The sequence below is a fragment of the Corynebacterium sp. sy039 genome (assembly GCF_007904105.1).
Taxonomy (GTDB): domain Bacteria; phylum Actinomycetota; class Actinomycetes; order Mycobacteriales; family Mycobacteriaceae; genus Corynebacterium.
Map to the genome: position 1 here is coordinate 959,482 of NZ_CP042325.1, position 26,339 is coordinate 985,820.

At 44.4% G+C, this 26,339-nt stretch carries 26 protein-coding genes; 13 read left to right on the forward strand and 13 right to left on the reverse strand.

Annotated elements, in window-relative coordinates:
• Positions 1-25: 25 nt before the first annotated feature.
• The gene (locus FQV43_RS04355) at positions 26-1,672 is read right to left on the reverse strand and encodes a type I restriction-modification system subunit M (protein WP_246846968.1); all 1,647 of its coding nucleotides are present in this window, start codon (positions 1,670-1,672) and stop codon (positions 26-28) included.
• Between the two features lie 279 nt (positions 1,673-1,951).
• Complete coding sequence (locus FQV43_RS04360) at positions 1,952-2,842, reverse strand: LysR family transcriptional regulator (protein WP_146339111.1); 891 nt, start codon at positions 2,840-2,842, stop codon at positions 1,952-1,954.
• Between the two features lie 141 nt (positions 2,843-2,983).
• On the opposite strand from FQV43_RS04360, the gene FQV43_RS04365 reads away from it, so the two are divergent.
• Together FQV43_RS04365 and FQV43_RS04370 are read left to right on the forward strand one after the other, a co-directional pair.
• Entirely contained in the window at positions 2,984-4,006 is a 1,023-nt protein-coding gene (locus FQV43_RS04365; protein WP_146339113.1) for a zinc-binding dehydrogenase, read from the forward strand.
• Positions 4,003-4,572, forward strand: a complete 570-nt coding sequence (locus FQV43_RS04370) for a sugar O-acetyltransferase (RefSeq protein WP_146339115.1) — start codon at positions 4,003-4,005, stop codon at positions 4,570-4,572. Before FQV43_RS04365 ends, FQV43_RS04370 begins: the two co-directional genes overlap by 4 nt.
• A gap of 98 nt (positions 4,573-4,670) precedes the next feature.
• Here FQV43_RS04370 and FQV43_RS04375 read toward each other — a convergent pair whose 3' ends face one another.
• Together FQV43_RS04375 and FQV43_RS10120 are read right to left on the reverse strand one after the other, a co-directional pair.
• Positions 4,671-6,002, reverse strand: a complete 1,332-nt coding sequence (locus FQV43_RS04375; protein ID WP_144274802.1) for an NtaA/DmoA family FMN-dependent monooxygenase — start codon at positions 6,000-6,002, stop codon at positions 4,671-4,673.
• 18 nt (positions 6,003-6,020) lie between these two features.
• Positions 6,021-6,497, reverse strand: a complete 477-nt coding sequence (locus FQV43_RS10120; RefSeq protein WP_168195044.1) for a flavin reductase family protein — start codon at positions 6,495-6,497, stop codon at positions 6,021-6,023.
• A 92-nt stretch (positions 6,498-6,589) separates the two neighbouring features.
• On the opposite strand from FQV43_RS10120, the gene FQV43_RS04385 reads away from it, so the two are divergent.
• Positions 6,590-7,162, forward strand: coding sequence for a TetR/AcrR family transcriptional regulator (locus FQV43_RS04385; RefSeq protein ID WP_146339120.1), 573 nt, complete (start codon positions 6,590-6,592; stop codon positions 7,160-7,162).
• Positions 7,163-7,245: 83 nt separating this feature from the next.
• On the opposite strand, the gene FQV43_RS04390 is transcribed toward FQV43_RS04385, so the two are convergent.
• The 4 genes from FQV43_RS04390 to FQV43_RS04405 form a co-directional block, all read right to left on the reverse strand.
• The gene (locus tag FQV43_RS04390) at positions 7,246-8,019 is read right to left on the reverse strand and encodes an SDR family NAD(P)-dependent oxidoreductase (protein ID WP_144274809.1); all 774 of its coding nucleotides are present in this window, start codon (positions 8,017-8,019) and stop codon (positions 7,246-7,248) included.
• A 73-nt stretch (positions 8,020-8,092) separates the two neighbouring features.
• A complete protein-coding gene (locus FQV43_RS04395; RefSeq protein ID WP_168195045.1) occupies positions 8,093-9,481 on the reverse strand; it encodes a cytosine permease in 1,389 nt (462 codons plus the stop codon).
• An 11-nt stretch (positions 9,482-9,492) separates the two neighbouring features.
• Positions 9,493-10,980, reverse strand: coding sequence for an aldehyde dehydrogenase family protein (locus tag FQV43_RS04400; RefSeq protein WP_146339124.1), 1,488 nt, complete (start codon positions 10,978-10,980; stop codon positions 9,493-9,495).
• Positions 10,981-11,126: 146 nt separating this feature from the next.
• The gene (locus FQV43_RS04405) at positions 11,127-12,023 is read right to left on the reverse strand and encodes a LysR family transcriptional regulator (protein WP_146339127.1); all 897 of its coding nucleotides are present in this window, start codon (positions 12,021-12,023) and stop codon (positions 11,127-11,129) included.
• A 201-nt stretch (positions 12,024-12,224) separates the two neighbouring features.
• Here FQV43_RS04405 and FQV43_RS04410 point away from each other — a divergent pair, with 201 nt between their 5' ends.
• From FQV43_RS04410 to FQV43_RS04450, 9 genes are all read left to right on the forward strand, one after another.
• On the forward strand, positions 12,225-13,481 hold the full coding sequence (locus FQV43_RS04410; protein WP_146340402.1) for an NAD(P)/FAD-dependent oxidoreductase: 1,257 nt from the start codon (positions 12,225-12,227) through the stop codon (positions 13,479-13,481).
• A gap of 17 nt (positions 13,482-13,498) precedes the next feature.
• Complete coding sequence (locus tag FQV43_RS04415; protein ID WP_144274817.1) at positions 13,499-13,915, forward strand: RidA family protein; 417 nt, start codon at positions 13,499-13,501, stop codon at positions 13,913-13,915.
• A gap of 82 nt (positions 13,916-13,997) precedes the next feature.
• Positions 13,998-14,666 (forward strand): DUF1028 domain-containing protein, encoded by a 669-nt coding sequence (locus FQV43_RS04420; RefSeq protein WP_146339129.1) that lies wholly within the window; start codon positions 13,998-14,000, stop codon positions 14,664-14,666.
• A complete protein-coding gene (locus tag FQV43_RS04425; protein ID WP_246846969.1) occupies positions 14,656-15,807 on the forward strand; it encodes a M20 family metallopeptidase in 1,152 nt (383 codons plus the stop codon). The genes FQV43_RS04420 and FQV43_RS04425 overlap by 11 nt, the downstream gene beginning before the upstream one ends.
• A gap of 186 nt (positions 15,808-15,993) precedes the next feature.
• Complete coding sequence (locus FQV43_RS04430; protein ID WP_146339132.1) at positions 15,994-17,100, forward strand: hypothetical protein; 1,107 nt, start codon at positions 15,994-15,996, stop codon at positions 17,098-17,100.
• 15 nt (positions 17,101-17,115) lie between these two features.
• Positions 17,116-17,997, forward strand: a complete 882-nt coding sequence (locus FQV43_RS04435) for a S1 family peptidase (RefSeq protein WP_146339134.1) — start codon at positions 17,116-17,118, stop codon at positions 17,995-17,997.
• Positions 17,998-18,107: 110 nt separating this feature from the next.
• Positions 18,108-20,183, forward strand: coding sequence for a hypothetical protein (locus FQV43_RS04440; protein ID WP_146339136.1), 2,076 nt, complete (start codon positions 18,108-18,110; stop codon positions 20,181-20,183).
• A 3-nt stretch (positions 20,184-20,186) separates the two neighbouring features.
• The gene (locus tag FQV43_RS04445; protein ID WP_146339138.1) at positions 20,187-20,834 is read left to right on the forward strand and encodes an ABC transporter ATP-binding protein; all 648 of its coding nucleotides are present in this window, start codon (positions 20,187-20,189) and stop codon (positions 20,832-20,834) included.
• On the forward strand, positions 20,827-21,144 hold the full coding sequence (locus FQV43_RS04450; protein WP_146339140.1) for a lactococcin 972 family bacteriocin: 318 nt from the start codon (positions 20,827-20,829) through the stop codon (positions 21,142-21,144). The genes FQV43_RS04445 and FQV43_RS04450 overlap by 8 nt, the downstream gene beginning before the upstream one ends.
• Here the strand turns inward: FQV43_RS04450 and FQV43_RS04455 are convergent.
• The 4 genes from FQV43_RS04455 to FQV43_RS04465 all read right to left on the reverse strand — a co-directional run bounded on the left by FQV43_RS04455 (position 21,139) and on the right by FQV43_RS04465 (position 23,927).
• Positions 21,139-22,020: a dihydrodipicolinate synthase family protein gene (locus FQV43_RS04455; protein WP_146340404.1), complete on the reverse strand. Its 882-nt coding sequence runs from the start codon at positions 22,018-22,020 to the stop codon at positions 21,139-21,141. The two genes, FQV43_RS04450 and FQV43_RS04455, sit on opposite strands and share 6 nt — an antisense overlap.
• A gap of 36 nt (positions 22,021-22,056) precedes the next feature.
• Entirely contained in the window at positions 22,057-22,962 is a 906-nt protein-coding gene (locus FQV43_RS04460) for an ATP-binding protein (protein ID WP_246847026.1), read from the reverse strand.
• A complete protein-coding gene (locus FQV43_RS10200) occupies positions 22,847-23,182 on the reverse strand; it encodes an ATP-binding protein (RefSeq protein WP_246846970.1) in 336 nt (111 codons plus the stop codon). The genes FQV43_RS04460 and FQV43_RS10200 overlap by 116 nt, the downstream gene beginning before the upstream one ends.
• 109 nt (positions 23,183-23,291) lie before the next feature.
• Positions 23,292-23,927, reverse strand: a complete 636-nt coding sequence (locus FQV43_RS04465) for a hypothetical protein (protein WP_146339142.1) — start codon at positions 23,925-23,927, stop codon at positions 23,292-23,294.
• A gap of 117 nt (positions 23,928-24,044) precedes the next feature.
• Here FQV43_RS04465 and FQV43_RS04470 point away from each other — a divergent pair, with 117 nt between their 5' ends.
• Positions 24,045-25,457, forward strand: coding sequence for a serine protease (locus FQV43_RS04470; protein ID WP_168195046.1), 1,413 nt, complete (start codon positions 24,045-24,047; stop codon positions 25,455-25,457).
• A 90-nt stretch (positions 25,458-25,547) separates the two neighbouring features.
• Here FQV43_RS04470 and FQV43_RS04475 read toward each other — a convergent pair whose 3' ends face one another.
• The gene (locus FQV43_RS04475; RefSeq protein WP_146339146.1) at positions 25,548-26,246 is read right to left on the reverse strand and encodes a hypothetical protein; all 699 of its coding nucleotides are present in this window, start codon (positions 26,244-26,246) and stop codon (positions 25,548-25,550) included.
• Positions 26,247-26,339: the final 93 nt, after the last annotated feature.

The following is a 26,339-nucleotide window of genomic DNA, read 5'->3' on the forward strand; positions in this document are numbered from 1 at the left end:
ATCAGTGGGCGTCTTTTAAACTTTTCTAATAAATCGTCACCAAGGATTTGGATAAGTTCATGCGGGGGGGGGTCTGTGAATCAATGGATTCCAAGGTTTCCCTATGGCTAGCCCACCACTCTTCAATATGCCGCGAATTGATGTCTTGGAAAACCTTTACGTCGTTAGAGCTTTCAATAGTCTCAGCGACTTCTTCTGTTTTAACAGTTAGTTCAACATAACCATCACGGAGAGGCTTAAAGAGCTCTTGTCGAAGATTTGGAAAAGCCTGCCAGTAGTCATCCAACGCATCAATATCTCGAATAGGAATACCACCGTTGAGATGTCCTCCCAAATCTTGGATGTCCTCAGGTTCTGAACTATCAATGTAACGAGGAATATTGAGATTGTAATTATTTTTTGGATCAGCGATTTCTGAAATCGGAACCATACGAGAATAGCGTTCCTCCTCAATAAGACCCAAGTAAGTGTCCGTAATTTTACGCATATCTCGTGAACGGAGACGGTTTTTAGCCCCGTCCTTTATAAATCCCTTTGAGGCATCAATCATGAAGATCCCCTTACGGTTTGCAGCATCATTTTTATCGATCACGATGATAGAAGCCGGGATACCTGTGCCGTAGAACAAGTTGGCAGGTAAACCAATAATGGCCTTGATGAGACCACGCTTAATGAGTTCTTGACGGATAGTCGCCTCAGCATTGCCGCGGAATAATACACCATGTGGCAAAATTACTGCACCACGACCATTAGGTTTGAGAGATTTCAACATATGAAGAAGGAAAGCATAATCACCATTCTTCTCTGGAGGTTCAGCGAAACCATCAAAGCGCCCGAATTGGTAATCGAAACCATTCTTCCAAGTCTTAACGGAGAATGGAGGATTGGCTACGAAATAGTCGAAAGTCTGAAGTTTATTACCGTCATGAAACTTAGGGTTTGCTAAAGTGTCACCTTGCCTGATTGTGTGTGTTTCATTATTATGCAAGATCATATTCATGCGAGAAAGAGCCCAAGTAGCGTTATCTTTTTCTTGACCATAAATAGTCAGACCATTCGGAGATTCGTCAGCAACTTTGATTAGCAAGGAACCAGAACCACAGGTCGGGTCATAGACTGTTGTAGATTTTGGAGCATTACGTGGAATCTCAAGAAGTTTAGCCATAACACGAGAGACTTCAGCTGGGGTGTAGAACTGCCCCTTGCTCTTGCCAGATTCCGTAGCGAAATGGCGCATAAGATACTCGTAAGCATCACCAAGAAGATCATCCCCCTCTGCTCGCGAACCAGAGAAATCGATATCTTCGAAGATACCAATCAAATTACTCAAGGTGTCCTGCATTGACTTACCTTCACCCAGCTTGTTTGGGTCATCAAAATCAGCGATGTTAATGACTCCTTGGAGATCATTAGCTTCAGCTAGGAGACGAATAGCTTTGTTAATTTCTTCACCAATATTGGTTTTGCCTTTGAGGGTGATTAAATGATCGAAAGAAGCACCTTCGGGTATATCTATAAGGCTAAAAGGGTCGCTTTTAGCCTTATCGGAAACATACTTGACGAAGAGTATCGTCAGTACATAGTCCTTGTATTGACTGGCATCCATACTTCCGCGAAGTTCATCTGCACTTTTCCAGAGCGAACTATACAGATCGGACTTTTTCAAGGCCATTACCACGTCACCACCTTTAGAACCTACAGGTTATTTTTGCTCATACTTACTGTACTTTTATCTTCAGCTATCACTTGTTTGACTCGCTTACAGGATCGAACACAATGCTGTGATGCAATGTTCAAATTATATTCTGCGAATTGGTGTTGTGCCTGAGAAGTTAAGAATATAGGTAGTGCCGTATCATTTTTGGACGGTATGTGTGGTGCGCATCCAAACGTTGCCTAGTCCCTTCTCTTCTGATGGATCTTCACTTTAGGTGGCACTAGTGGAGAACAGTTACGAACTCTCCTTTATGATGCTCTGCACTGTCTCCACGAATGCTTGCTCCGTAGGGGATAGTAGCTTGTGTCGTGGCCATGCCAGATGAAGGCGTGAAACAATCGGTGGGTTAAAAGGGATGAAATGTACATCCGGGCGGTGGTCATTCAACCCGCCAATGCAAATAGCTACCGCATTGCCTGAAGAAACAAAAAGGCTAGCGTTGAACAACAAATTATATGTTCCACAGACTTTCACATTGCCAGATATGCCTAACCACTGGGATAGCCCTTGCGGAGTAACAACATTTTCAGGGACAAGAACCGGGTATTCTCCAAGCTCATTAAGCCCAATGCTACTGCGTGTCCTGAGGGGAGAATTGTGAGCAACAAGGACACCCCATTCATCGGCATCAGGTATTTGTATGCTGTGATAACGGCTTAAAGGCCACGGCTCAATAAAAAGTCCAAAAGAAAAAGAACCATCATTAAGGCCATCTTCCACAGCACGTCCACCGCCAGAATGAATAGAAAAACGGACAGAGGGATTCTTTTCCCTTATCCGGTGGGCTGCAGTAACCAGGTATCGGAATGTTGCACTTTCTGCAGCGGCAACACGTATTTCACCTGCCAGGGTGCCAGATGAAGGATTTAATTCTTCAAAAGTTCCTTCAGCAATGGATAAGAGCGTTCGGGCACGTTCTTGTAATAATGCTCCTGCAGGTGTGAGTGTGATTTCTTTATTAGATCTGATGAGTAACTGTTGACCTATATGCTTTTCTAGGTTGGACAATTGCCTGGATACTGCTGGTTGGCTGAGGCCTAATACATCAGCTGCGGCACTCATGGTTCCCTCATCAATGACGGTGAGGAAGGTTTGTAGCTGCTCTAAGTTTAACGGAGTGGTCACGGTATCTATTCTGCACCATCCTATGCAAAATACGCATAATGATATATGAAATATACTTATTTGTTTTAGATCTGGGTGGGAAATAGCCTTGAAAATGTCTATTCATCACATCAGTATTCACCTGTTAAGTAAGGAGAAAATATGCGTGGAGTTATGATGCGTGGCGCAGGAAACCCCGTCGTGGAAGAACTACCAGATCCAGTTATCGAACACCCTCAGGATGCAGTGATTTCTATTGTTGTTGCCTGTATTTGTGGCTCAGATCTATGGCCTTATCGTGGGCATGAAGATGCAGAAAATCTCCATATGGGGCATGAATATGTAGGCCGAGTAGAGGAAATTGGTTCCGACGTTACCACCGTAAAACCTGGTGATTATGTTGTGGGTTCCTTTGTTATCTCCGACGGAACCTGCGACATCTGCCAAGCAGGGTACCCATCACGTTGTGTAAACGGCTCTTTTGTGCATGGAGGTATTGGAGTCCAAGCTGAAAAAGCTCGTATCCCTTTTGCCGATGGAACCCTCGTTGCACTACCGGATAAACCCACTGAAGAAATGCTACCGAGTCTCCTTGCGGCTTCTGATGTATTAGGGACAGGATGGTTTGCCGCTGAGGCTGCAGGTGCGGCACCGGGGAAAAGCATCGCTGTTATAGGAGATGGAGCAGTGGGACTCATGGGCGTACTTTCAGCCAAAGAAATGGGTGCCGAACGCATCATTATTTCTTCTCGTCACCCGCAGAGACAAGCATTGGCTCGGACACTAGGAGCAACGGATGTTATTGAAGAGCGTGGTGATGAAGCCGCAGAGAAAATACGTGACATGACTGGTGGTTTGGGTGCGCATGGTTCTATCGAAGCTGTAGGAACCCAAGAATCTATGATGCAAGCTATTCATTCCACTCGACCAGGTGGTTCTGTTGGTTTTGTAGGAGTATCACATAACCAAGAAATTCCAGGCATGGATCTATTTTTCTCACTGATTCACTTACATGGTGGTCCCGCGCCAGTGCGTCGTTACCTTCCCAAACTTATTGAAAAAATCTACGCCGGTGATATTAACCCAGGCCTAGTGTTTGATAAAGAAATTAATCTTGACGATATTGCAGAAGGCTATCGGTTAATGGATAGCCGTGAAGCAATTAAGGTTTTGGTGCGTCCATGAGCATAACTCTTAAAGAATTACGTGAATTTCTTGCCACCGGTGGAGTAATGGTGCCTGGTTCCCCTGAATGGGAATTGATGAATAACTATGCTGCACAGGCCCGGGATACGTGTGTTCACCTGAATAATGCTGGCTCAGATATGACCGCCATCCAGGAATGTTTCTCTGAGCTGACCGGCCATGAAACACCAAAAACTTTTCGCCTTTTCCCACCTTTCACCGCAGATTTTGGGAAGAACATTCGGGTAGGTGAAGATGTATTCATTAACTCCGATTGCTCTTTCCAAGACCAAGGTGGAATTGTCATTGGTGACCGCACCTTGATTGGCCATAAGACAATCATCGCAACCCTGAATCACGGAATGAACCCTGATAAGCGGGCTAATCTGGAACCTCAACCGGTGACAATAGGATCAGATGTGTGGATCGGATCTGGCTCTATCATCCTCCCCGGAGTAAGCATTGGTGATGGGGCTATTGTAGGGGCTGGTTCTGTAGTGACACGCGATATTCCCCCTCGCGTAGTTGTGGTGGGTAACCCAGCAAAGATCATTCGTGAACTTTAGTCAGATTTTCTATCGTGTATCGTGGCGCTGTAGTACCAAGATACACGTTGCATAGTCCTCAATGGGATCTTTGTAAACTCAAATGCTGCTGTATCCTGCTACTGTATCCGTGGATCCAAACCATACTGCTCTGGTGCTCCGAGGTGTTCCCGCAGGGTAGAGCCTTCGTAGTCAGTGTGGAATAGTCCTCGCTCTTGTAAAATAGGTACGACGTTATCCACAAAGGCGTCGATACCGTCTTCATAAGCATCAGGGGAATACCAGAAACCATCTACGGCTCCTGCCTCAAACCATTCGGTAAGGTGATCAGCCACTTCTTCTGCAGTTCCCACTGGTGATGGGTGGAAATCAATGATTCCGTGGTAAAGAATATCCCGTACACTCCACCCCTGGCGTGCAATCTCTAATGCCTTGGCAGAACGAGGATCACCAGGGTGTGCATGAGCGTTTTTCAGTACAGCGGGATCAATAGGGGAATCAAGATCTTTTCTGGTGAGAGTAATCCCCAACATGGCGCCTAAGTAATTAACGCGCTGTAAAATATTGGGTTCCACAAACTTACCACGGCGATCCAACGCCTCGCGTTTTGTTGGAGCAATAGTTGGCATTACACCAGCAAAGAACTTAATCTCATCAGGATTACGGCCTGCGTCTTCAGCAGCTTTGCGTACTGCATTACGCTGGCGGATAGAATCCTCAATACTGAAGGTTGCGCCGATAACGGCATTGGCATAGCGCCCTGCGACCTGGAGGCCATTAGGTGAGCCACCTGCCTGGAAAATAACAGGCTGTCCTTGCGGAGAAGGTGGAATAGGCAATGGTCCTGCTGAGGCAAGGAACTCTCCAGCCATGTTGATAGGGCGGATTTTGTCGCGTCGTGCAAAGATACCTTTTTCTTTATCAAGAACCAAGGCATCTTTTTCCCATGATCCCCAGAGAGCTTGCACAATCTGAACAAACTCGTGGAGTCTGCCGTAGCGGTGAGCGCTGGATTCCATATTCTGTCCAAAGTTTGCTGCTCCACGAGGATCGGAGCCGGTCACAGCATTCCAGCCGATACGTCCACCACTGATGACATCGAGAGTTTTGAGTTGGCGGGCAAGATTATAAGGTTCATTCCATTGGGTAGACGCGGTGGAGGCTAAACCAATTTTTGATGTTCCGCGTGCTATGGCTGCCATAGTGATGAGTGGATCCATAGTCATTTGAGGAGCTTCTTTATCGGATCCCATCGTCTGATTAGGGGAGTCTGGGAAGAAGATGAACTGGAACTTTCCGCGTTCTGCCTTTTGTGCATAGCGAACGTGCGAGTCAACGTTGCTGTAGTTGTGTGGATCTACCCCATCGAAGTTCCAGGCAGTGACTTGTGATCCGTAGCCGTTGCCTAGCTGCATGCCGATGATCATTTTCTTTTGAGTGTTATTGGACATGATTGTACCTTTCTGGATTTATAGAGTGTTTATGTGACCTTTGTGGAATACAAGTGGATTATGGTGTGCATTGTGTATATGGTCGGTGACTTTCCAGAGCGTGAGTGTGTGGTCGCCGGCTTCTATTTCTTGTTGCTTTTCGACGAAAATCTGAGCCGCTGCATCGGGCAATACTACTGCACCAGTGTTGTGGGTGATTACTTCAACTCCATCAAAGCGTTGTGCAGTGGGTCGTTTGAGCAGTGTGGCTGTTTCAAGATTGTGAGCACTAAGAATACTAATGCCGATATGATCCAGTTGTTGCAGTTGTGGCCATGTAGTTGAGGTGTGTGCAAAGCTCAGACTGATGAGAGGTGGATCGAGGGAGATGGTTGTGAATGAATTAGTGAGCATTCCTATGGGGGTGCCGTCGAGATGCCCTGCGGTGAGGGCGACGCCGGTTGGGTATAATCCGAAAGTTTTTCGTAGTTCCATCGGATCAAGGTGTGGTGTCATCGTGACCCCTTTCTCGTTAAGTGGAGATGTATTCCGTTTATGAAATGTATAATACGGAAGGGTTCTCCACTTTTCAAGTGTAAGATGAAAGTATGGAGCAAAAAGAACATACGGAACAAAAGAAAAAAGCACGTAAAACACGTGCTGACGCCCAAAAAAATCGCCAAAGAATACTTGAGGTGGCTGCTCAAGCCTTCGACGAAAAAGGCGTAGAGGTACCCATGGAAACCATCGCAAAGCGTGCGGGGGTTGGGGCGGGAACATTGTATCGCCATTTTCCCAATAGGGAAGCGTTAGTGGCTGCTGTTCTGGCAGAAAAAGAAGAAGCCGCGATATTAGTGGCAGATGCTGCAGGTACAAACTCCCTCGAATGTTTATTTGCGCAGGTTCATGCGCTCGGGCAATGGTTTGGTACCTATAAAGGATTGACGGAACCTATGCGCTCGGCAGTATCACAAACGACATCGCCATTAGGAATGCAATGCCATGATGTCATTTCCGTGCTAGATGATCTTATACAACAAGCTCGGGAGGACGGATATATTCGCCCAGGTGTGACTGGGCGAGATATATATTTACTTACTTTGGGGACTGCGTGGGCGGCGCAGCACGTAGATGATCCAGAACCATTATATGAGCTCATGGCACATGGATGGATGGCGTGAGCGGTTTCTTGGAATTTTGGGATGGGGTATATAGAAAAAGATCCAGTTGACTCTTTACGAACTGGATCTTTTACTTGTCGAAGTTATTTAATCAAGAATCCTCCATCGACTGGTAATGCAACACCAGTGATGAATGCTGAGTCTGAAGATAATAAAAATGCAATCGCAGCTGCGACATCGCTTGGCTTTGTTAAATGTCCCATAGGAATTGGTTTTGCCAATTCTGCTTTTCCTGCGTCCAGCTCTGCTCCTGTTGCGCCCAAAAGACCGTCAATCATAGGGGTATCGGCATCTGCTGGACAGATTGCATTGACACGTATTTTATCGGAAGCATGTTGAAGAGCCATCTGACGAGTAAGGTTAATGACAGCTCCTTTGGAAGCAGCATATGCACATTCATCATTATTGACCACAAAACCAAAAACGCTAGCGATATTTACGATGGATCCACCACCATTTTTAAGAATATAAGGGATACCATATTTTCCAGTTAGGAAAATACTTTTTACGTTAACTGCCATCATCTTGTCCCACGCACTTTCAGAGCATTCGACGACACCTCCTTCGCCTAAAGCTATGCCCGCACAGTTGACAATTCCATCAAGTTTTCCAAAGACTTCTACAACGTGTTTAATACTGGCTTGGACTGCTTTTGCATCCGTGACATCAGCTTGGACCGCAAGAGCAGATTCAGATTTGAGTGTGTTTAATTCGGAAACTGTGCGTTCGGCTGAGGCCAATTGCAAGTCAACCACTGCAATTTTTGCTCCCTCAGTAACCAAGCGAATTGCAGTTGCATATCCGAGTCCTGATCCGGCACCAGTGACAATATATACGTTATCTTTAAGACCGTTCATAATTCCTCCATGTGTGTTATGTGACGAGTAGTGTTGCAAGATATGAAAGATTTTTATCAGTTTCAATAGCTCATCATGAACCTCCTTTTGTTTCACTATGAGCGTCAGATCTTTTGTCTTTGCCTACTGTCATGAAGGCGCAGTACAAAAGACCTGGTAGTACAAGTGCGATAATCCATGAATAGTCAGTGTTTCCTATCCGCTCATAGATGAATCCCGTGAAAAAATCTGTTTTTGCAAAGGGAAGTTCCACAAGTAAAGTGAGGATATAGGCAGATATAGCTTTGGTATTGAAAGCTCCATATATACCATGTGGCGTGTATATATCTGGGATAAAATACTTTCCTTTGCGGACGAAAAAGTAGTCAGCTAGGTTTATACTTGTCCAAGGAAACAGTAGATATCCCAGCACGATTAGTAGATTTCCGAAGAAAATCATAAATTCCCCAGATGCCAGGGTTGCTATTCCCATGGAAGAAATAAATACTATAAGGAATAGAAATAAACGCAGAGATAGCGAATTATTGATTTTTATAAAAGTGTCGATAATTGTGGTGAGTGCCATGAACGCCCCATAAAGGTTGAGAACATTTGTTGCAATAACCCCAAGAACTACGAACACATATACTCCAGATGCCCAGGATTCAGGGAACATACCAGCAATAATTTTGCTTGGAGAACTACTATAGGAACGGAATTCGGTTGCAAGAATTGCTCCTAGGATCATCAACCATGTAGTGCTGACGACGAGTCCACTGTAAGTGTAAAAAGTTAATTTTTTTCCACTGGTGTTTGACGGTAAATATCTTGTGTAATCAGCAATATAAGGTGCAAATGTTAATTGCCAGGCGGCTGTTGCCGCTATCAATGATAAAAATGCAGATAAATTAAAGTCGGTAATGGATAAAGCGTTTTCTGGAAGCCCTTTCTTCAGCGCCATAATAGTGACACCGACAAACCCGATACCAAGAAGAACTGCTAATATCTTTTCTGTTTTTTGGATGAGATTGAAACCATAAAAAGTGATGATGAGAACAATGATTCCAGAAAATATGATGCCAAAGAAGATATTTATACCACTTGCATCGGCTATGGCTTCACCAGCTATTACTTGGTTACTAGCTACGTAACCAATATACATAATGAGGGTCGCAATTAGAGGGAGTACTGCACCATAATAGCCAAATTGTGCTCTACTTTGGATCATTTGTGGAATACCTAAGTGAGGTCCTTGAACTGCATGGCCTGCAACAAAGAGTGCTCCAATAAAATTTCCCAAGATTATTCCGACAGAAGTCCAAAAAACATTGAGCCCAATGGTGATCCCAATGCTTCCAGTTAGTGTGGTAAGAACCATCATATTCACGGAAAACCACAGTGGAAATTGCTCAGCTGGATGACCACGTCGTTCAGATTCGGGAATAAATTCTATGGATCGTGTTTCTAATCCTTTGATATACATTGTTTTCTCCCTTAGCCCCATTGAAACCATGTTGTTTTAAGATCTGTGTAGTTATTAAAAGCATGAACAGACAGATCTCGACCAAAACCGGATTGCTTAAAACCACCAAAAGGAGTAGTAAAACTCAAGGCATCAACCGTATTTACAGAAACTGTCCCAGCGTTAAGTACTGCCGATACTCTATTTGCTTTGGACAAGCTATTTGTCCAAACTGATGCTGCTAATCCGTATTTAGTGGCATTAGCAGCATCTATAGCATCTTGTTCTTCTCTAAACGAAGACACGATAGCTACGGGACCAAAAATCTCCGTTTGGTGTAAGAAGTGATCGCCTGGAAGATTACCGATTATTGTTGGTTCAATATAGCAATCTGATCCATTGATTTGTAGCCGCTTTCCTCCTGCAAGAATTGTGCCATCGCTTTGAGCAGATTTTATTGCTGACCATACCTTTTGAGTATGTGACTGGGATACTAATGATCCTGTTCCACAGGAGGGGTCTAGAGGATCGCCTGGTTTGTATGCCTTACTTTCCTCAATAAATTTTTCCACAAAGTGTTCATATATTGGTTCTTCCACAAAAATACGTGAATTAGCAGAGCACACCTCTCCTTGATTGTAAAAAGCGCCGAATGCAGCTTTTTGCGCAGCAAGTTGTAGATCTTCACAGTCTGCAAAGATTATGTTTGAGCTTTTGCCACCCGCTTCTAATGCTAAGCGCTTTAGATTCGATTCTCCTGCATAAATTTGGAGCAGCTTAGCAACTTCGGTAGACCCTGTAAAAGCTATCATATCCACGTCATTGTGTCGGGAAAGGGCTTGACCTGCTTCCTCTCCTGTGCCGGGAACTACGTTGATAACACCAGGTGGGAAACCTGCTTCAGTGGCAAGTTCAGCTAAACGCAGAGCTGAATAGGATGCCTCTAACGGCGGCTTTACTACAACAGTATTTCCTACTGCTAATGCTGGGGCAATTTTCCACGTCAGAATTTCAAGTGGATAATTCCATGGAACAATTACTCCTATGACTCCAAGCGCTTCTCTTGTGACTTGAGCTGTTGCTTTAGGCGGTGTAACCGGGATAGAATCTTCCATTTTTTCTATAGCTTCTGCATAGAAACGGAAAAGAGCTGCGGCTCCGGGTATATCTATTGTTACCGCTTCTCGAATGGGCTTTCCCATTTCTAGACTATCGAGTAGTGCGAGTTCTTCAGCATTTTTATCAATTAAGGCTGCAAGGTTAGTTAGTAATTCTTTTCGATAAGTAACTCCATTTGTGTGCCATTGTCCTTGAGAGAAAGCTTGGCGAGCTGCAACCACTGCTGCATTGATATCGCTTGCTTCAGAGAGGCTTAAAGAGCCTATATACTCATTGTTTGCTGGATTTATTTTCTCTGTTGTTCTTTTGGAATCTGTTTCGATCCTTTGTCCGTTGATAAATGGTCTTCCGTCGAAGTGCAAATTGCTTTGTAAATTGACCCAGTAGGCTTTTGTATTCATCTTTGTTTCCTGTTCGCTGAAAAGTATTAGATATCGAATACCTATTGATTAACCATTATTTTGGTTCATTTCAGTTGTGTAAAACAGAAAAATAAGAATTAGGGTATCTCCAAAATAGATTTAGAAGGATAAAATTATCTAGAAAACTATAGGTGATGTGAATTTACCTGCATGAAAACATGATGGAATGAGTCTCTAAAAGCTTTTCCCTTTCGTGAAAGCGGTTCATCGTTCCGGGATATAATGCCAATTTGTAGATCACTGGAGTACCCCTCAATGGGGATCATGTTAAGTGGAAGTCCTTCATTGGTAAGTCCATGTGTTGGACCTTGATTGAGAAGTGCGTATCCATAACCTCTGGCAGCCATGGAGCGTACGGCTTCGAAACTCTCAAATTTGTAGGCGATTTGTGGTATTAAGTTTGCGCGATCAAATACAGACAAGAAATAGTCTGCAGATTTTCCGAGATTGAGGAGTATGAGTGGATCTGAAATCAATTCTTCCAGTTTTATGCTGGTACGTTTTGCCAACGGGTGTTCTTCGGAAAGCCCTGCGAAAAGATCGACTGTGCCAATTTCTTCGAACTTTATATTGGGGCCATAGTCAAAGTTATAAGCGATTGCTGCTTCTATTTCTCGTGTAAGTAATGCAGATTCCAACTGGACAGCATTGTATTGACGCATTTCAACCGTTAGACCTTGATGTACGGAATTGAGTTGTTCGATGACAGGCGGAATCCAAAATTGTCCGAGTGTTGTAAAGCAGCCTGCTGTCAAAAGGCCAGATAGTTCCTCAGAGGAAATGTTTTCTACAGCTTCATCAATTTGTCGTAGTCCTTGTGTGACCATTTGGTAGAAACGTAATCCCTCGTCGGTGAGAGATACTCCTTTTGATCTTAAACGGTGAAATAATTGCTCTCCAACAGTACTTTCTAATTGGGAAATTGCTGTTGATATAGCGGATTGTGCAATGTACATATCGTCTGCGGCTGCGCTCATTGATCCCAATTCAGCAACTCTTGTGAAATAGCGAAGCTGAGTCATGGTAAGTCGTGTTGTGTTCAATGAAAACCCTCTTATTAATTCGCCTTGTTTTATATCGTGGAGGAGTATTTATCACTTTTTCAGATATAGACTTTCGGAAAATGATAGTTGATATATATCTATTAGACAATCAAAATTGTATTCACAGCACATAAAAAGCGAAACACTATCCTAGTGATTTCATGGAATGGAGCGTGAATGATGAAGAATATCATGACTGAGGTTGTTGTGGTTGGTGCTGGTCAAGCAGGAATAGCGACAAGTGAGCATCTCAAAGAAAAAGGTATTAACCATGTAGTTCTTGAAAGAGATTGTATTGCAGCACGCTGGCGGAAAGAGCGATGGGACTCCCTGGTAGCCAACGGTCCTGTTTGGCATGATCGTTTTCCTAACCTTGCATTTGGAGGCGAACAAGATCGTTTTGCTTCTAAAGAAGAAATTGCGGATTATATGGTTGAGTATGCGGAAAAGTTTGATCTGCCCATTGTCGAAGGAGTGGAAGTACTTCAGGTAACGCGTAAAAATAGACAAAGTGGTTTTGTCGTCAGCACGTCTCATGGAACCTATGAGTGCGGTTATGTAGTTGCTGCGACGGGTGCCTTTCAGATTCCAATAATTCCACCGATAGTTCCTGAAAAGAGCCATATTGCCCAAATCCATTCTTCGGATTATCGCAATCCGAATAGCATCCCTGAAGGTGGAGTTCTTGTTGTTGGTGCTGGGTCTTCAGGCGTACAAATTGCAGAAGAGCTTCGAGCTTCTGGAAGAGAAGTGTATTTATCGGTAGGACCACATGATCGTCCACCACGTAGTTATCGCAATCGTGATTTTGTTTATTGGCTAGGTGTTCTCGGTAAATGGGATATGGTAGCCCCTCAAGAGGAGACGCAACACGTAACTATTGCAGTAACAGGAGCAAAAGGGGGGTATACCATTGATTTTCGTGACCTAGCATCTGCGGGAATCACTTTAGTTGGGCGTACTGTTTCTTTCAAGAACGGAATTATATATTTTGCGGGAGATCTTGCGCAAAATATTCGTTCAGGAGATGAAAATTATCTTTCCTTATTGCGAGAAGCAGATGCATATATCGCAGAGCATGGCCTACAACTTCCAATAGAACCTGAGGCCTATGAACTTGGGGAAGATCCTGATTGCGTCAAAAATCCTGTCCTTGAACTTAATTTGATCGAATCAGGTATCTCTACCATCATTTGGTCGACTGGTTTTGGCAGAGACTATACCTGGTTAGATGTTGATAAAGCGACCGACGAAGAAGGAAAACCTAACCAGACACGAGGAATTTCTGAGGCACATGGTATCTATTTCGTTGGTTTACCATGGCAGTCTCGACGTGGTTCATCATTTATCTGGGGTTCTTGGCATGATGCGAAATTTGTTGTCGATCAAATAGATATTCAACGGAATTATCGTGATTACGCTAATCCAAAAGATTAAAAACATAAGGAGAGAACATGAAATATACCCGTATTCGCCCGTTTAATACTAAAGACACATATCCTGAACAAAATCTTTCTAACGATCTTTGCCAGGCGGTTGTTGCGAATAATCTGGTCTTCTTACGTGGACAAATTGGTCAGGATCTTGATACTCGGGAGTCTGTTGGCATTGGTGATGTTAAAGCACAAGCAGAGAAAGCAATGGCAAATATCAATTTGCTGTTGTCGGAGGCAGGTGGTTGCCTTGAGGATATTGTCAAAATTACTGTTTATTTAACAGATATTCGTTATCGAGAACCTGTTTACAACGTTATAGGTAAATGGCTCAAGGGAGTTTTTCCAGTGTCGACAGGTCTTGTAGTTGATGCACTTGCTCGTCCAGAGTGGCTGGTGGAAATTGATGCCACTGCCGTACTTTCTGACAGTAATTAGTGCCGTATCACATAGTGGTGTGCAAAAACAATAATTGGATTGTTTTTAGAACATGGTCAAATGAAATTTTAGGAGAAATGGGTTGACATTTTCTATTATTGCTAGAGATGAAACCGGTGCACTGGGGCAAGCGGTAGCATCTTCTTCACCTGCTGTTGCTGCTCGATGTATGCACTTACGCGGTAATGTGGGCGCAGTGGCATCACAAAATATTACTGATCCACGTTTTGGTAGTTTTTTATTAGATCGACTTGCCGACGGATTTTCCGCGTCTGATGCGTTTAGACAGCTTGCAGCGCTTGATAATACATTGAGTTATCGGCAAATTACTATCTTGCCATTTTCAGGTTCTGGCTATGCATATTCAGGTAAAAATACTTTAGGTATTCATCATCAAATTATCAGTGATGATTGCGTGGTGGCAGGGAATATGTTGGCTGGTGAGGATGTTATCTTGGCTATGCTAGAAGCCTTTGAGAAAGCCCCTGGTGAATTAGAATACCGATTGCTGAAAGCAATGAAAGCAGGACAATATGCTGGAGGAGAAGCTGGACCAATACATTCGGTTGGCTTGGGTGTTGTACGTAAAGCAGGGTGGGTTGAAACTGATTTACGCGTCGATTGGTCTGAGGTTCCATTAGAAGATCTGGAATCACTCTTGAATGTATGGATGCCTCAGCGTGATGATTACGTTATACGTGGGGTAAAACCACATGTAGCACCTGCTTATGGAGTTCCTGGTGAAAAGTAAATTAAAAAGCATTGCTGCGGAAAAAGTAAAGCAAGAATTGTATTTATTAGTTGAACTGTCCGAGTGGCTTCATGCACATCCTGAAGTAGCATGGCAAGAATATGAGTCGTCAACTCGTTGCACTGAATATCTACGTCAAAAGGGTTTTTCTATAGAAGAAAAATATGTTGGCATCGATACTGCTTTTCGTGCTGTTAAAGGAACTGGTACTCGACGTATTGGGGTCATGGCTGAATACGATGCATTACCTGGAATCGGACATGCATGTGGCCATAACCTGATCGCTAGTATGTCTCTAGGGGCTGGTCTAGCATTAGCGGAAGTTGCAGATGAACTGGATATTACAGTTGAGGTTTATGGCACACCAGCTGAAGAAGGGGGAGGCGGAAAAATTGAAATGCTTGATCGTGGTGCGTTTGCAGGTCTTGATTTCGCAATGATGGCTCATCCTGCACCAGTTGATGTCAGTAGAGCACAACCCTTTGCAGTGATGCATTGGCAGATAAATTTTATAGGGAAAGCATCTCATGCAGCTGCTTATCCCAGTGAGGGAATAAATGCTTCAGATGCGTTTATTATTTCTGAAGTTGCTCTTGGCCTTTTGCGGCAGCAACTTCCTCCTACAGTACGCGTGCATGGCATCCTTACTAAAGGAGGCGATGCCCCTAACGCAATACCGCATAGAACACAGGGGCGTTGGTATGTGAGAGCTTCTACTATGACTGAGCTCAAAGAAACAGCTGAGAAAGTAAAAAATTGTTTTCAAGCAGGTGCTTTAGCGACTGGTTGTGAGTTATCCATTATCGAAGAGTCAAAACCATATTCAGATTTTCTGATAGATGAGCCAGCACTGGCTTTTTATGAGAGAAATGCGAAGGCACTGGGGCGAAAATTATATAGAGATGGACCAGAGACACATATGTGTCAGGCCTCCACTGATTTTGCAAATGTTTCGCATATAACACGAGCTATTCATCCATACATAGGTGTAAATTCTTTTCCTGTTCTTAACCATCAGGCTGAATTTGCTGATGCATGTATTGGCTCAGTGGCAGAACAAGCACTTTCTGATGGAGCGACAGCGCTTGCTTGGACTGCTATCGACGTGGCTTTGGAATGGAAGAAAGATACTACTGATTAACATCAGTAACACAATGGAAAATTTCATAGTGTTGAGAAGGGATAGCCTTCTGTATAGTGCACATTATTTTGTTCGATACAAAAATATAAAGAAATTTTCTTTCCCCAGCTACTTCCCATAAACACTCCAGTGGATCTTCAGGTATTCTCCACGTTCTTCTCATGTCGCAACAATATGGTGAGTTGCGTGCAGATAAAAACTAGAAGCAATAGTGCTTATATTCATGGAAAGAATAGTCATAAATTAGGTAAATACCTGAGGAAGAGCAGTGCTACCGCACTATTTTCTCAAAATCGCATCATCGGTCTAGACCTAGCCCGCGCTTTAGCGCTAATGGGTATGATCGTTGCTCATCTTTTTTCGGCAGAAGGTTCAGCCAATTTCATTTTTCACGGTTTCCCATCAGCGTTATTTGCCATTTTGGCTGGCGTTTCGCTTGGACTGATGAGTGATAAAGCAGTGAAGGCTGGTGGACAAGAGCTGACGATTATGCGTCATCGTTTAATGGTCAGAGGAGTGCTTTTGTTCTTGTTGGGAGTGATATTGGAGCCGTTATCGGGAAGTATTCTGGTGGTTCTGCAAGTTTTTGGATTGTGCTACATTGCTTTGTGTTGTGCCCCACGCTGGCAAACCCGAACTCTTGTTGTTGTCGCTATATGGCTACTTGCTATCACCGTAACAGCGCAGGTAGTTGCTGCAGTTTATACGCAGCCATTTGAGGTTCTTTCTTTCCCTTATCCTGCTGCGGCTTGGGCGTTTTATATGGTTATTGGTATTATCGCTTACCGATTTATGCTTGATAATTCTCGCGTACTCTATTCAATCATTGCTATAGCCATTCCAGTTGTATCTCTGGGTGTGTGGTTGCGCCATGCTTTTGATTGGGAGACATTAGTGAGTTCAAGCGATAAGAATATTGCTTTTGTTGCAGCGGCATTGAATGCAACATCACACTCGGGGGCATTGATAGATGTGCTTTCTACCACTGTGGGTGCTTTAGCTTTGTTATCTATGTGCTTGTTGCTATGCCAGGTGCCATATGTAGCTAGAGTTGCGTATCCTCTGCAGTGTCTTGGTTCTATGCCGTTGACTTTCTATGTCCTACATCTCCTTAGTGCTGGACTTGCTGAAAAATTATCGCTAAATATGACGACTATTGGGTGGAGTTCTCTTTTGGGATTCCTTATTCTTGCGACGATAATGCGTCGCTTTTGCAGGCAGGGCCTTTTAGAACGAGCAATAAAAGAGGCGATCCTGACAGCAACAAACACCACACTTCCTGCACGATTCTAAAGAAAGGACAGAGTTATGTCTATAACGCTACGTCGATGTGCTGCATATATGACTGTGATGACGATAGGTGCTTTTACCACGTTTTTCCCTAGCGCTCGAGCTATGGAGAGCACAACCTTTGCTCCGGATAATACGGAGAGTAACGCTGTGGTTGCCACGCAGATAAGCGATCGGGGAGACAAAGACGGTGATTGCACTGGTACAGCTATTACACCGCGATGGGTGATTACGGCACGTCATTGTGTTGATGGATATGATGAAGACGGTACTGCAAAACCTTCGGGAAGTATTCGTTTAGGCCAAGGCGATAAACAGTACCGTGTGGGAGTTGATGGGTGGTACTGTGCGCCAGAAGGAGATATAGCACTGCTGCACACTACTGAGGATATGAAACTCGGCTCATATCCACAGCTTGCTCAACAGGTGCCGCAACCTGGGTCGGAAACTGTGACTTATGGTTGGTCACCGGATGGTTCAGGAGGAACTACTCGCCTTCCTATGGCTGTGGGACAGCTAGATCGGTATGAAGAATTATCTCTTTATGGTGGTAAAAATGTGGGGGTGGTAAACCTCAAAGGTGGTGCAAAAATTCAGCCAGGGGATTCTGGTAGTCCCACATTTGTTCAAGGTAGACTGATCGGTGTTAGTACAGCATCACCCGGAGATGATGCTGATGGAAAAGCATCCCAGTTATATACCAGCCCTGTAGCGAATGTGTATGGGTGGATTGCCGGTATGATTGCATCCGACGAACTTCCTCAGGATACTAAGCAACAAGGGAGTGGCAAAGAGAAAATTCCTGTAAAGACTCCTATTTTGTTGGGGAGTATTGCAGTATTAGTGTGTGTTTTCATCGGCGGCGTGTATGTGATTCGCAGCGGACGAGAAAACACTTGACCATAATAATTTGGGCACATTTTAGTTAATTTCTCCTTAAAAGTCTTGCATTTTTCTCACGGGGGGGGGGCAAGATTTTGTGTTAACTGCAAGGGTTTTAAGGAGGCGTTATGTCGCAAAGCACCACGGGTGAGAAACGGCTGTTTTCTGTGCATAGTAATGCTAGCTCTGGCACGATTCTTATTCGTTGTGCTTTGTTTCTCGCACTGTTGTTAGGTGCAATACTGGGTTACTGGGCGAGTACAACGATGGAGCAAGAGGGGCTTCCAGGTGTCAATGCTGTGGTAAGTGTGAGGAGTCTTGCCAAAACACAAAAGCAACCAGAACAGGTATTAGAAGATTTATCGCAGATCGCTAGACAACATCGAGCGTTGTTAATGGTGCAGTTTCCTGACCCACAAGGGCGTATTGTGTATGGTGCTGGCGGCAAACTTGATGTATGGCACAAAAATGGCTATCGCGGATTACCAGGTACGCCGTCGACGGTTGTTAAAGAATTGACTGATATTCCGCATGAAGAATATCGCCAAATGTTTGAGCTTTCAGGCTCCAAGAAGTTTCACGAGGCTGTGTTTGCGTATCTCGATAGCCAGGGAATAAGCCATCAGCAATATCCTTTGACAGAGTGGACTTTTTTACTTACCGGTACTGCACTGGGTGAGCTTACCGCCTTACTTCTTGTTTTCTGCATAGCCTTTTGTCTCATTGGTGTCATTCTCAATGCGCACGCTGATTCTGTACGCGCTTTACATGGTTTTGGTTTATGGCGTAGTGCTCAGTATGAGTTGCATAGGGCATTTTCTAAGAGCGTGTTGATAATTGCAGTGTGTGTTGTAGCTTGTGTTGGGGTTTTTGCTGCGTTGAGTAATTCCCAATCTGCTATGCAACTAGCGCATTATCAAGCAATTTTTGTGGGTATTGCTCTTTGTGCTTGTGTGCTTTCTGTTTGGTTAGGGTTGTGTGCATTGCGCTGTGCTTCCATTGTTTCCCTGCTATCAGGAAAGTTGCCAAGCAAGGCAGTATTGGGCAGTGTTTTTCTTATTCGTATTGGTGCTTGTATGTGTGTGGCATCGTTGAGTATAGGAATTTTTAACTACAGCAGTGAATGGTGGAAACAGCATAAGGAAGTACCAGTTTGGGTGTCGGAAAGCACGGTATATAGCGCTAGTGTTACTGGGGCTCGTGAGCTGACAGAGATGCGTGAGGCATGGGAGTTATTATCACGGCAGCTGCGAGAAATGTCTGCGCAAGGAAGTGTCCTCTATGCGAAATATCTTGATTATGCAGTGGTGCCGAACTCGCAACTTAATCGAGATCTGTTGTTTTATAATGAATCGGCTGCACGACGATCATTGGATGGTGCATTGGAAAAAGCATATCGCAAGTCGCCTTATGATAGTGAAACTAGGGTATTTATTCCTGATTCGATACCACAAAATTTAGATATAACATCAGAGCTAGAACGATATGGTGTTTCTGTATCCCAGGCACGCATTAGCACGTATGCATCGGGTAGCAGTCATGGAAAGTCATGGGAAGTTGGTGATAATGAGTGGATAAACCGTGCATTGATTGCTGATCCAATAGTGGTTGTATATCCAAATAATTTAGAACAGATAGGTGATCGTAATCTTGTTGCAGCTCTTACTCAGAAAGATGTTCTGTTTACGCAGTATTCACATTTTCAAGAGCTGGCTGAGGATCCACTGATAGGTAATTTCATAAGGTCAGCGGAACTTATGAGTCAACAATGGGCACAGCATCATCAAACTTTGGGGAAAGTAGTCTGGATTTATGCTGGTGCATTGATTGCTGCTTTGTTTTTGAGTGTGGTCACAGCTTTAGCTGTATGGTATAGCTGCTTAAAAGTTTTTCATCAACGATTGCGTGCAACCTATATACATGGTGTGATTCCCACGGTTCTTTTTAGTGTCTTATTGGCAATAGAAGCTGGGATAGTTGTTCTGGTAGCGGGATTTTTGTGGAGCCGTGCAGCCCGTTTCCGAGCTTGGTCGGAAGGCGGGGCATTAGCAGGTGCTGCAGATCCATCACTTATGGCTGCTTTTCATGTATCAAACTTTTCCTGGTTGTGTTCTCTCATAATCGCTGTGGTAACAGCTTTGCCAATTACAGCTTTATGGTTGCGCCATGTAAGCACAGCTGAATTGATACATACAAGGAGGTAAATAATGCGAATTACAGTAAGAGACGCAAAGAAGACAGTGGGGACTCGTTCTCATAATCGAGTTTTATGGGAAGGTATCAATGTGGATATTGATACTGGTGAGCGGGTATGTATAACTGGTGAATCTGGTTGTGGTAAAAGCACTTTGCTTAATTGTATTGGGTTATTGGAAAAATTTGATGCAGGTCAGTTATTTCTCAACGGAGTTGACCTGACGCAAGCCTCAACGCGCACTAAAATGCGCTTTCGACGCGAAACCATTGGTTATTTATTCCAAGATTACGCGCTGATTGATAATGAAACGGTTGCGCAAAATGTAACTTTAGCGGCGCGCTCGAATGCTAAGAAATCACCCCAATCTTTGCATACTGCTTTAGAGATTGTCGGTTTGCGGGGGAGAGAACAAGAGAAGGTTTATCAACTCAGTGGAGGCGAGCAGCAACGAGTAGCAATAGCAAGACTTCTCGTACGACAACCTGACATTGTTCTTGCGGATGAACCTACTGCCTCTTTAGACAGGGGAAATGCTACGACGATTCTCGAACAGCTCGATATATTAGCGGCTAAAGGCGCGTCGATAGTGATAGTAAGCCACGATCCGTGGGTTGTAGAGCAATGCGATAGAACAGTGGAGTTGAAGAAAAATGTCTAAAAAATCTTGGATTATCAGCGGTGTCGGAGCAGGAGCGCTTATTATTGCTGGCGCGGGAGCACTAACAATAGGCGGCGAAGTCGTACCTACCACTATCAACCCAGCGGAGGGCGGGGAATGGAGTTATGGCGCTTCTGGCGGGAGAACCTGGTCGTATTTTCAGCACGAGAAATCCCATAGTGCTTCGGTACAAGGACATGATTATGTTGATACAGGTTGTTTAGATGGCAGAACCTGGGCAAGAGCACAAACCCACTCACGCTGGATCAGTATCCTGGGAAATGAACAAGACAAAGAAGTGTGCTCATAACCCAAGATTGCGTGCCATGTCCGCAACCTTTGCATAGTCATGTGCTGTCATATCGTGCAGCGGCAGTGGTAGGCAAGCAGGAGAGACTAGGCCCTTATACTGAGCAATGGCTGTGATTACGCGCAGACTTGAGTGCTCGTCGAAAAGCTCCCAGAGCGGGGTAAGATCGTGTGATTTTTTGATTCTTTCCTCGGAGTGAGCGTAGGCGAGCGCATGGGCTGTGTCGGGAATAGTTCCAGCCATAACTGAGTACCAAATATCACACCCAGCATTGAGTCCGCGTGCTGCGTGGCTATCAGTGGAAATCCCTAAAGTCACCTGTTCGGGAATGAGAGCGCGAATAGTATCAATATGCTGGCGAGCGGCTTGTGAACCCTCTGGCACACCTGGCAATTTAATAGAGGCGATATGCGGTAATTCAGCAATATCCCTATAGAGTTCAGGAGTGAATTGGAAATGCGTGGTGCCTGGATTGTCATAAAGAATGATGGGGAGGTGGGTATGCTCACTAGCACTTCGATACAGCTCGAATACTTCCGTATCTTTTAGCGGTTGATAACACATCGGAGCTAGAAGTAACCCTGCAGCACCAGCTTCTTGTGCCCAATCGATATTGCGCAATACGTCGTATGTGTTCAGTGCTCCGACCCCAACAAAAACTGGTTTATCTCCGCAATGTTCTAAGGCAAGCTGTGCGACGTGAGCGCGTTGTGCCACAGATAAATAAGCATAAGAGCCGGTAGATCCTAAAACGGTAATAGAATCTACCTGTGATTGCGCCAGCATGCTAATAATCCTGATAAACGCACTGCTATCAAGCTCGTTATTGCGTAGCGGGGTAAGCGGGAAGGCACTGAGTCCGGTGAAAATACTCATGGTCATACTTTCAGGCAAAAGAAGGACAGAAAATTATCATATGGATTCAAGATACTCCACCATATAAGGCAGACAGAACTCTAAATAGCCACGAGAATGCGCAGATATTATTTCTCGGTGAATAAGTGCTTGTCGTGGTCGTGAAAGAGCAGTAGTATCTGTTCCTAATTTTTCCGCAATATCTCTTAACGCAATAGGCGCATCAGTGGTTTTACACAGTTCTGCCATGGCGTACAAGAAGTCCCATTGTCTCTGACTAATACCGTGCAAAGAGGGTTCATGGACTTGCCTTCCTAAACGGTTTATTGCTTCTGGCAGGGCAGAGCGTACATGGTCTTCATTAATAACATCAGAGTTATCTATTTTTGCATAAGCCCAAGAAATGGAACCTATCACTTGTATCAAATACGGGTACCCGTAGCTGTTTTGAGCTGCTAGTTTTAGAGCACTATCCTCAAATGTCTTTTCACCTTGATTAGCTGTATCTCTAAATAATTCTTGAGCGACTTTTTCTTGTAAAGTGCTCAAATGGATTTTTTCTGCTCTACGTAGAAAAGTAGTTCCGTCCATTTGGAGCAAGTCGTCAATGCCACTGGGTAAACCTGCTGCGAGGAATGCAATTTCTGCATCATCCCGGTTGAGGTCTTGAATAGCAACAGCTAATTCTTGTAAATGCTCAGTATGTGCGCTTTGTATTTCATCAACAGTGATCAAGATTCCTACCGCATATTTATGCGTCATTGCAGCAAGATCATGTAGTTGGCTTAGCAAATTAGGTTTTGGTTCTACGCTGGTATTTTCTACTTGAGTTGTTATACTCAGTGGGCTAAAACCAATGCCAGTGACATGGCGTTTGCGGGTTGGTGGATGAGTATCTAAAGTTCTCATTACTCGGGGGATAGTCGTTTCGCTGAGGTCGGAAATCATGTTTTTTTCCAACATGAGCGCGCACAGTTACCCATCCTTGAGCTGCTGCAGCATTTTCTAATTGGTTGAGTAGAACTGTTTTTCCAATGCCTCTTGTCCCTGAGATAAGGGCAGTTCGCCAAGGGTTACTGGGACCTTCAGCTAGAGCTAAGGAAAAGGAATTAATTTCTGCTTTTCTGCCAGCGACGACGGTAGGGGAACGCCCAAAAGTTGGGTGAAAAGGGTTCGGATTCATGTTTCAAGGATAAGTATGCATAAAAGTAAAATCAATACATAAAGCGCATAAAACGTAGGTAAAATGCATAAAACTTTTAATTGGTCTCGAATCACGCTATGGGTATGTTTTATGAGTGAGTACGCCTATCACGGGAAATGGAACGGATAACCATGATTGTGCTGTAGATGCCAACTACAAAAAGCAGAGCACTAACAATGCAAATAGATATATGATCTGGATCAAGGCAGCTCATAGTGCAGGGTAGCTCAAGATATATTTTATACATTGATTCGACTAGGGCAATGAGTGGAAGTGTAAACCGTGCACTATAGCCGAAGAAATCATGTCGCGAGGCGATAGCGCCCAACCAGCCAATAGGGCCGCATAACACAACAGCTGCGATGAACCACTGTTCATTGCCTGACCATATCCTGCTGTCCATAAAACCAATAAGTACCCCTAAACCATAATGCACAATAAGAGTGCACTCCATTGCTAGTATCGCAATAACCGGTGCATACCAATTAGTCAGGCGCCCATTCTTGAAAAGCCAGCCAACATCGAAAGAAAGTGCTGCCCATAACACGCCAGCATTGAATATTCTGCTGAAAAAGAAATGCCAAAAATTAAGGAATTCGTGCCTACCATCGTTCAGATACACACCGATAGCGTCGCTCAGCAGAGAAACAACTGCTAGTACGATGACTCCAACAGCTGTATAGAGGTAACGTCGAGGCGTAGCGTGTTGTTGGCTATTAAACATGGTTTCTCTTTCAGTAATGTAGGTACACCTTTTCACTGCAATACAGTGGGACTGCTACACTTAGTGAAAAATAAGAATAACTTATTGCAGAGTATATATTAGATGGAGATACACTCAATGAATGCTATGAAAAAGCGTGCCATAGTGGTTGCGGTAGCTACTTCTTTAGGGCTTGGCATGGGCTTTTCCCCTGCACATGCTCAACCAAAAGAACCACCGCTACCCCAACCAGATCCTGCCGGTTCTGTGCTTGATGGACGGCTGTCAGAGATGAATGAAAATGGTGCGTATTTTGCACAGAAACCATACTCTGAGCACCCCGTTTCCCGCGCAGTGGCACGCTTTATCAATGGCGGTTCCATGTGTACCGCCTCTGTGATTGATAGCGAGTCTGGCCTGCTAGCCATTACCGCAGCACACTGTATTGCGAAAGCTGACGGCCCTGTGTGGAAAATTACCGACGCAACACGCAACAACATAGCAGCTGGTAAATCCATGATTACCCCCGCATTCGATGGCACTTCCAATGACCCTGCGGTGCGTAACCCTTATAAAAGCTGGAAGGTAGCGGACGCTTTTGTGCCAGAGAATTCCTCTGCCGATGTTGCGATTCTGAAATTAGCGCCTAATGCAGAGGGAAAAACTATCCAGGAAGTGACTGGTGCTTTTGGTATTCACCCTGAGCTAGCTGAGGGTGAGCAGGTACAGGCTTCTCTTATTGGTTACCCAGGACCTGCTCCTTTTAACGGTCAATCCCAGTCTGTGTGCGTGGGTAATTACACCCGTTATCCGGGGCAGAATAACCGAGAAATCCACAGAGTCCCTGATGAAAAGGAATGTTGGGTTGGTGGCGGTGCCAGTGGTGGACCGTATGTTACTGCCAGTGATGACCCCAATTTAGCTGGTGAAATCATCACGGTATTGAACTCTAATGGTGGTGCGAATATCGCCGCCGTGATTGATGAACTTGTTACTAAGGCTGAAGGTGGTGCGGAGAACACACCTGAGCAGACAGTCCCTACTTCAGCGGAGTCTACAACAACTGAGGCGACCCCAACCACAGAGGCAACAACTTCGGAAGAACCATCCCCAGAAGCAACGACCACGCCTGCAACAACAGAAGCAACCACAACAGAAGAGGCAACCACTGAGCCAACCACAACGGAAGAGGCTTCTGCTGAAACTACTCCAATGCCGGAACCAGCACCTGAATCTACAGAACCTGTTGTCCCTATAGAAACTACTTTCCCTGCAGATGATCCAGTATCACCATCACCATCGATGTCAACTGTACTGAGCCCATCAACTTCAGAGCCGGTAGCCATCACCTCTGCATCGCAACCACAGAGCACTGCGATGACAACTCCTGCGATGGTGAGCACTGAAACTCATACAGTTGTTGTGAAGAAGAAAGATGAGGCTACGAACCGCTCGATGAAAATCGTCGATAGTGTCAAGAAAAATGCGCATAAAACTGCTAAGAAAAACCGACCAAAAATTACTACAGGTGGGGTTTTGCTTGCTAAATAGCTAGTGGAGAATGCAATTCCAAGTTAAAGCTCCTGAGCGATAGTGCTCAGGAGCTTTAACTTTTGGGTCTTTGACTGCTTTTAGCGGAGATTATTGTGGCTGATTGATAGTAGCAGTGATGATTAAGTTTTCTGCAGCATTAGGAACGCAAGTAACAAAGAAAAGAGTTCCTGGAGTTTGTGACCAAAGTTCTTCTTTATCCGTTATTTCAGTTTTTGGAATTTGCTCCACCGCAGTAATGGTAAAAGCATCACCACCAACATTGATCTCACTGCCAGCGTGTACTTTTGCTTGACGTGTAGCAGAGTCCCATACAAAATTGCCAGGTGCCATTCCCGCACCGTCGAGAGCATGAGCAACGATCATGACAGACCCGTTATCGGGATCATGGTAGCCAGGTGAAAAATCGCCAACAACATAAGCATGGGTAAAACCAACTGGCTCGATTACACCGTTGTATGAGTTCATCGTTCCTAGGGGCACATTCATACCAACCTCAGGAATTTCAAGGTATTCGGTATTCTCACCATAATCAGTTATTTGCTGAATATCCTCTGGACTATGACCAGCGTAGTCTGCATTTTCCATGTCAACCGCTTGACCGTTGAGATCTACACCAAGTACATCTGCATCCCAGGTGTCATAGCCGGTAGCTTGTTGCACAGAAGTGGAAGCATCTGGGGTGTTGGATACATTATGGGAGCTACAAGAAGATAAAGAAAGTGCACAGATCACACCAAGCGCTGCAGCAGTTACTTTAGCTTTGTGACTCTGAGATTTAGCCACCATAAGGAGATATCCTTTCACACAAAAGTAGTAATTCTCTCCTATTCTATTTCATAGGAGAAAACACAGTTATGAGAAACATCATACATCTAGAAA

Coding starts and splice junctions, on each gene's coding strand:
- FQV43_RS04435 (WP_146339134.1), top strand. CDS start 17,116: ATGTCTATAACGCTACGTCGATGTGCTGCATATATGACTGTGATGACG.
- FQV43_RS04375 (WP_144274802.1), bottom strand. CDS start 6,002: ATGTCCAATAACACTCAAAAGAAAATGATCATCGGCATGCAGCTAGGC.
- FQV43_RS04470 (WP_168195046.1), top strand. CDS start 24,045: ATGAATGCTATGAAAAAGCGTGCCATAGTGGTTGCGGTAGCTACTTCT.
- FQV43_RS04385 (WP_146339120.1), top strand. CDS start 6,590: ATGGAGCAAAAAGAACATACGGAACAAAAGAAAAAAGCACGTAAAACA.
- FQV43_RS04415 (WP_144274817.1), top strand. CDS start 13,499: ATGAAATATACCCGTATTCGCCCGTTTAATACTAAAGACACATATCCT.
- FQV43_RS04460 (WP_246847026.1), bottom strand. CDS start 22,962: ATGTTGGAAAAAAACATGATTTCCGACCTCAGCGAAACGACTATCCCC.
- FQV43_RS04400 (WP_146339124.1), bottom strand. CDS start 10,980: ATGAATACAAAAGCCTACTGGGTCAATTTACAAAGCAATTTGCACTTC.
- FQV43_RS10120 (WP_168195044.1), bottom strand. CDS start 6,497: ATGACACCACACCTTGATCCGATGGAACTACGAAAAACTTTCGGATTA.
- FQV43_RS04450 (WP_146339140.1), top strand. CDS start 20,827: ATGTCTAAAAAATCTTGGATTATCAGCGGTGTCGGAGCAGGAGCGCTT.
- FQV43_RS04370 (WP_146339115.1), top strand. CDS start 4,003: ATGAGCATAACTCTTAAAGAATTACGTGAATTTCTTGCCACCGGTGGA.
- FQV43_RS04445 (WP_146339138.1), top strand. CDS start 20,187: ATGCGAATTACAGTAAGAGACGCAAAGAAGACAGTGGGGACTCGTTCT.
- FQV43_RS04365 (WP_146339113.1), top strand. CDS start 2,984: ATGCGTGGAGTTATGATGCGTGGCGCAGGAAACCCCGTCGTGGAAGAA.
- FQV43_RS04475 (WP_146339146.1), bottom strand. CDS start 26,246: ATGGTGGCTAAATCTCAGAGTCACAAAGCTAAAGTAACTGCTGCAGCG.
- FQV43_RS04405 (WP_146339127.1), bottom strand. CDS start 12,023: ATGACTCAGCTTCGCTATTTCACAAGAGTTGCTGAATTGGGATCAATG.
- FQV43_RS04455 (WP_146340404.1), bottom strand. CDS start 22,020: ATGAGTATTTTCACCGGACTCAGTGCCTTCCCGCTTACCCCGCTACGC.
- FQV43_RS04395 (WP_168195045.1), bottom strand. CDS start 9,481: ATGTATATCAAAGGATTAGAAACACGATCCATAGAATTTATTCCCGAA.
- FQV43_RS04390 (WP_144274809.1), bottom strand. CDS start 8,019: ATGAACGGTCTTAAAGATAACGTATATATTGTCACTGGTGCCGGATCA.
- FQV43_RS04440 (WP_146339136.1), top strand. CDS start 18,108: ATGTCGCAAAGCACCACGGGTGAGAAACGGCTGTTTTCTGTGCATAGT.
- FQV43_RS04410 (WP_146340402.1), top strand. CDS start 12,225: ATGAAGAATATCATGACTGAGGTTGTTGTGGTTGGTGCTGGTCAAGCA.
- FQV43_RS04465 (WP_146339142.1), bottom strand. CDS start 23,927: ATGTTTAATAGCCAACAACACGCTACGCCTCGACGTTACCTCTATACA.
- FQV43_RS10200 (WP_246846970.1), bottom strand. CDS start 23,182: ATGAATCCGAACCCTTTTCACCCAACTTTTGGGCGTTCCCCTACCGTC.
- FQV43_RS04355 (WP_246846968.1), bottom strand. CDS start 1,672: ATGGCCTTGAAAAAGTCCGATCTGTATAGTTCGCTCTGGAAAAGTGCA.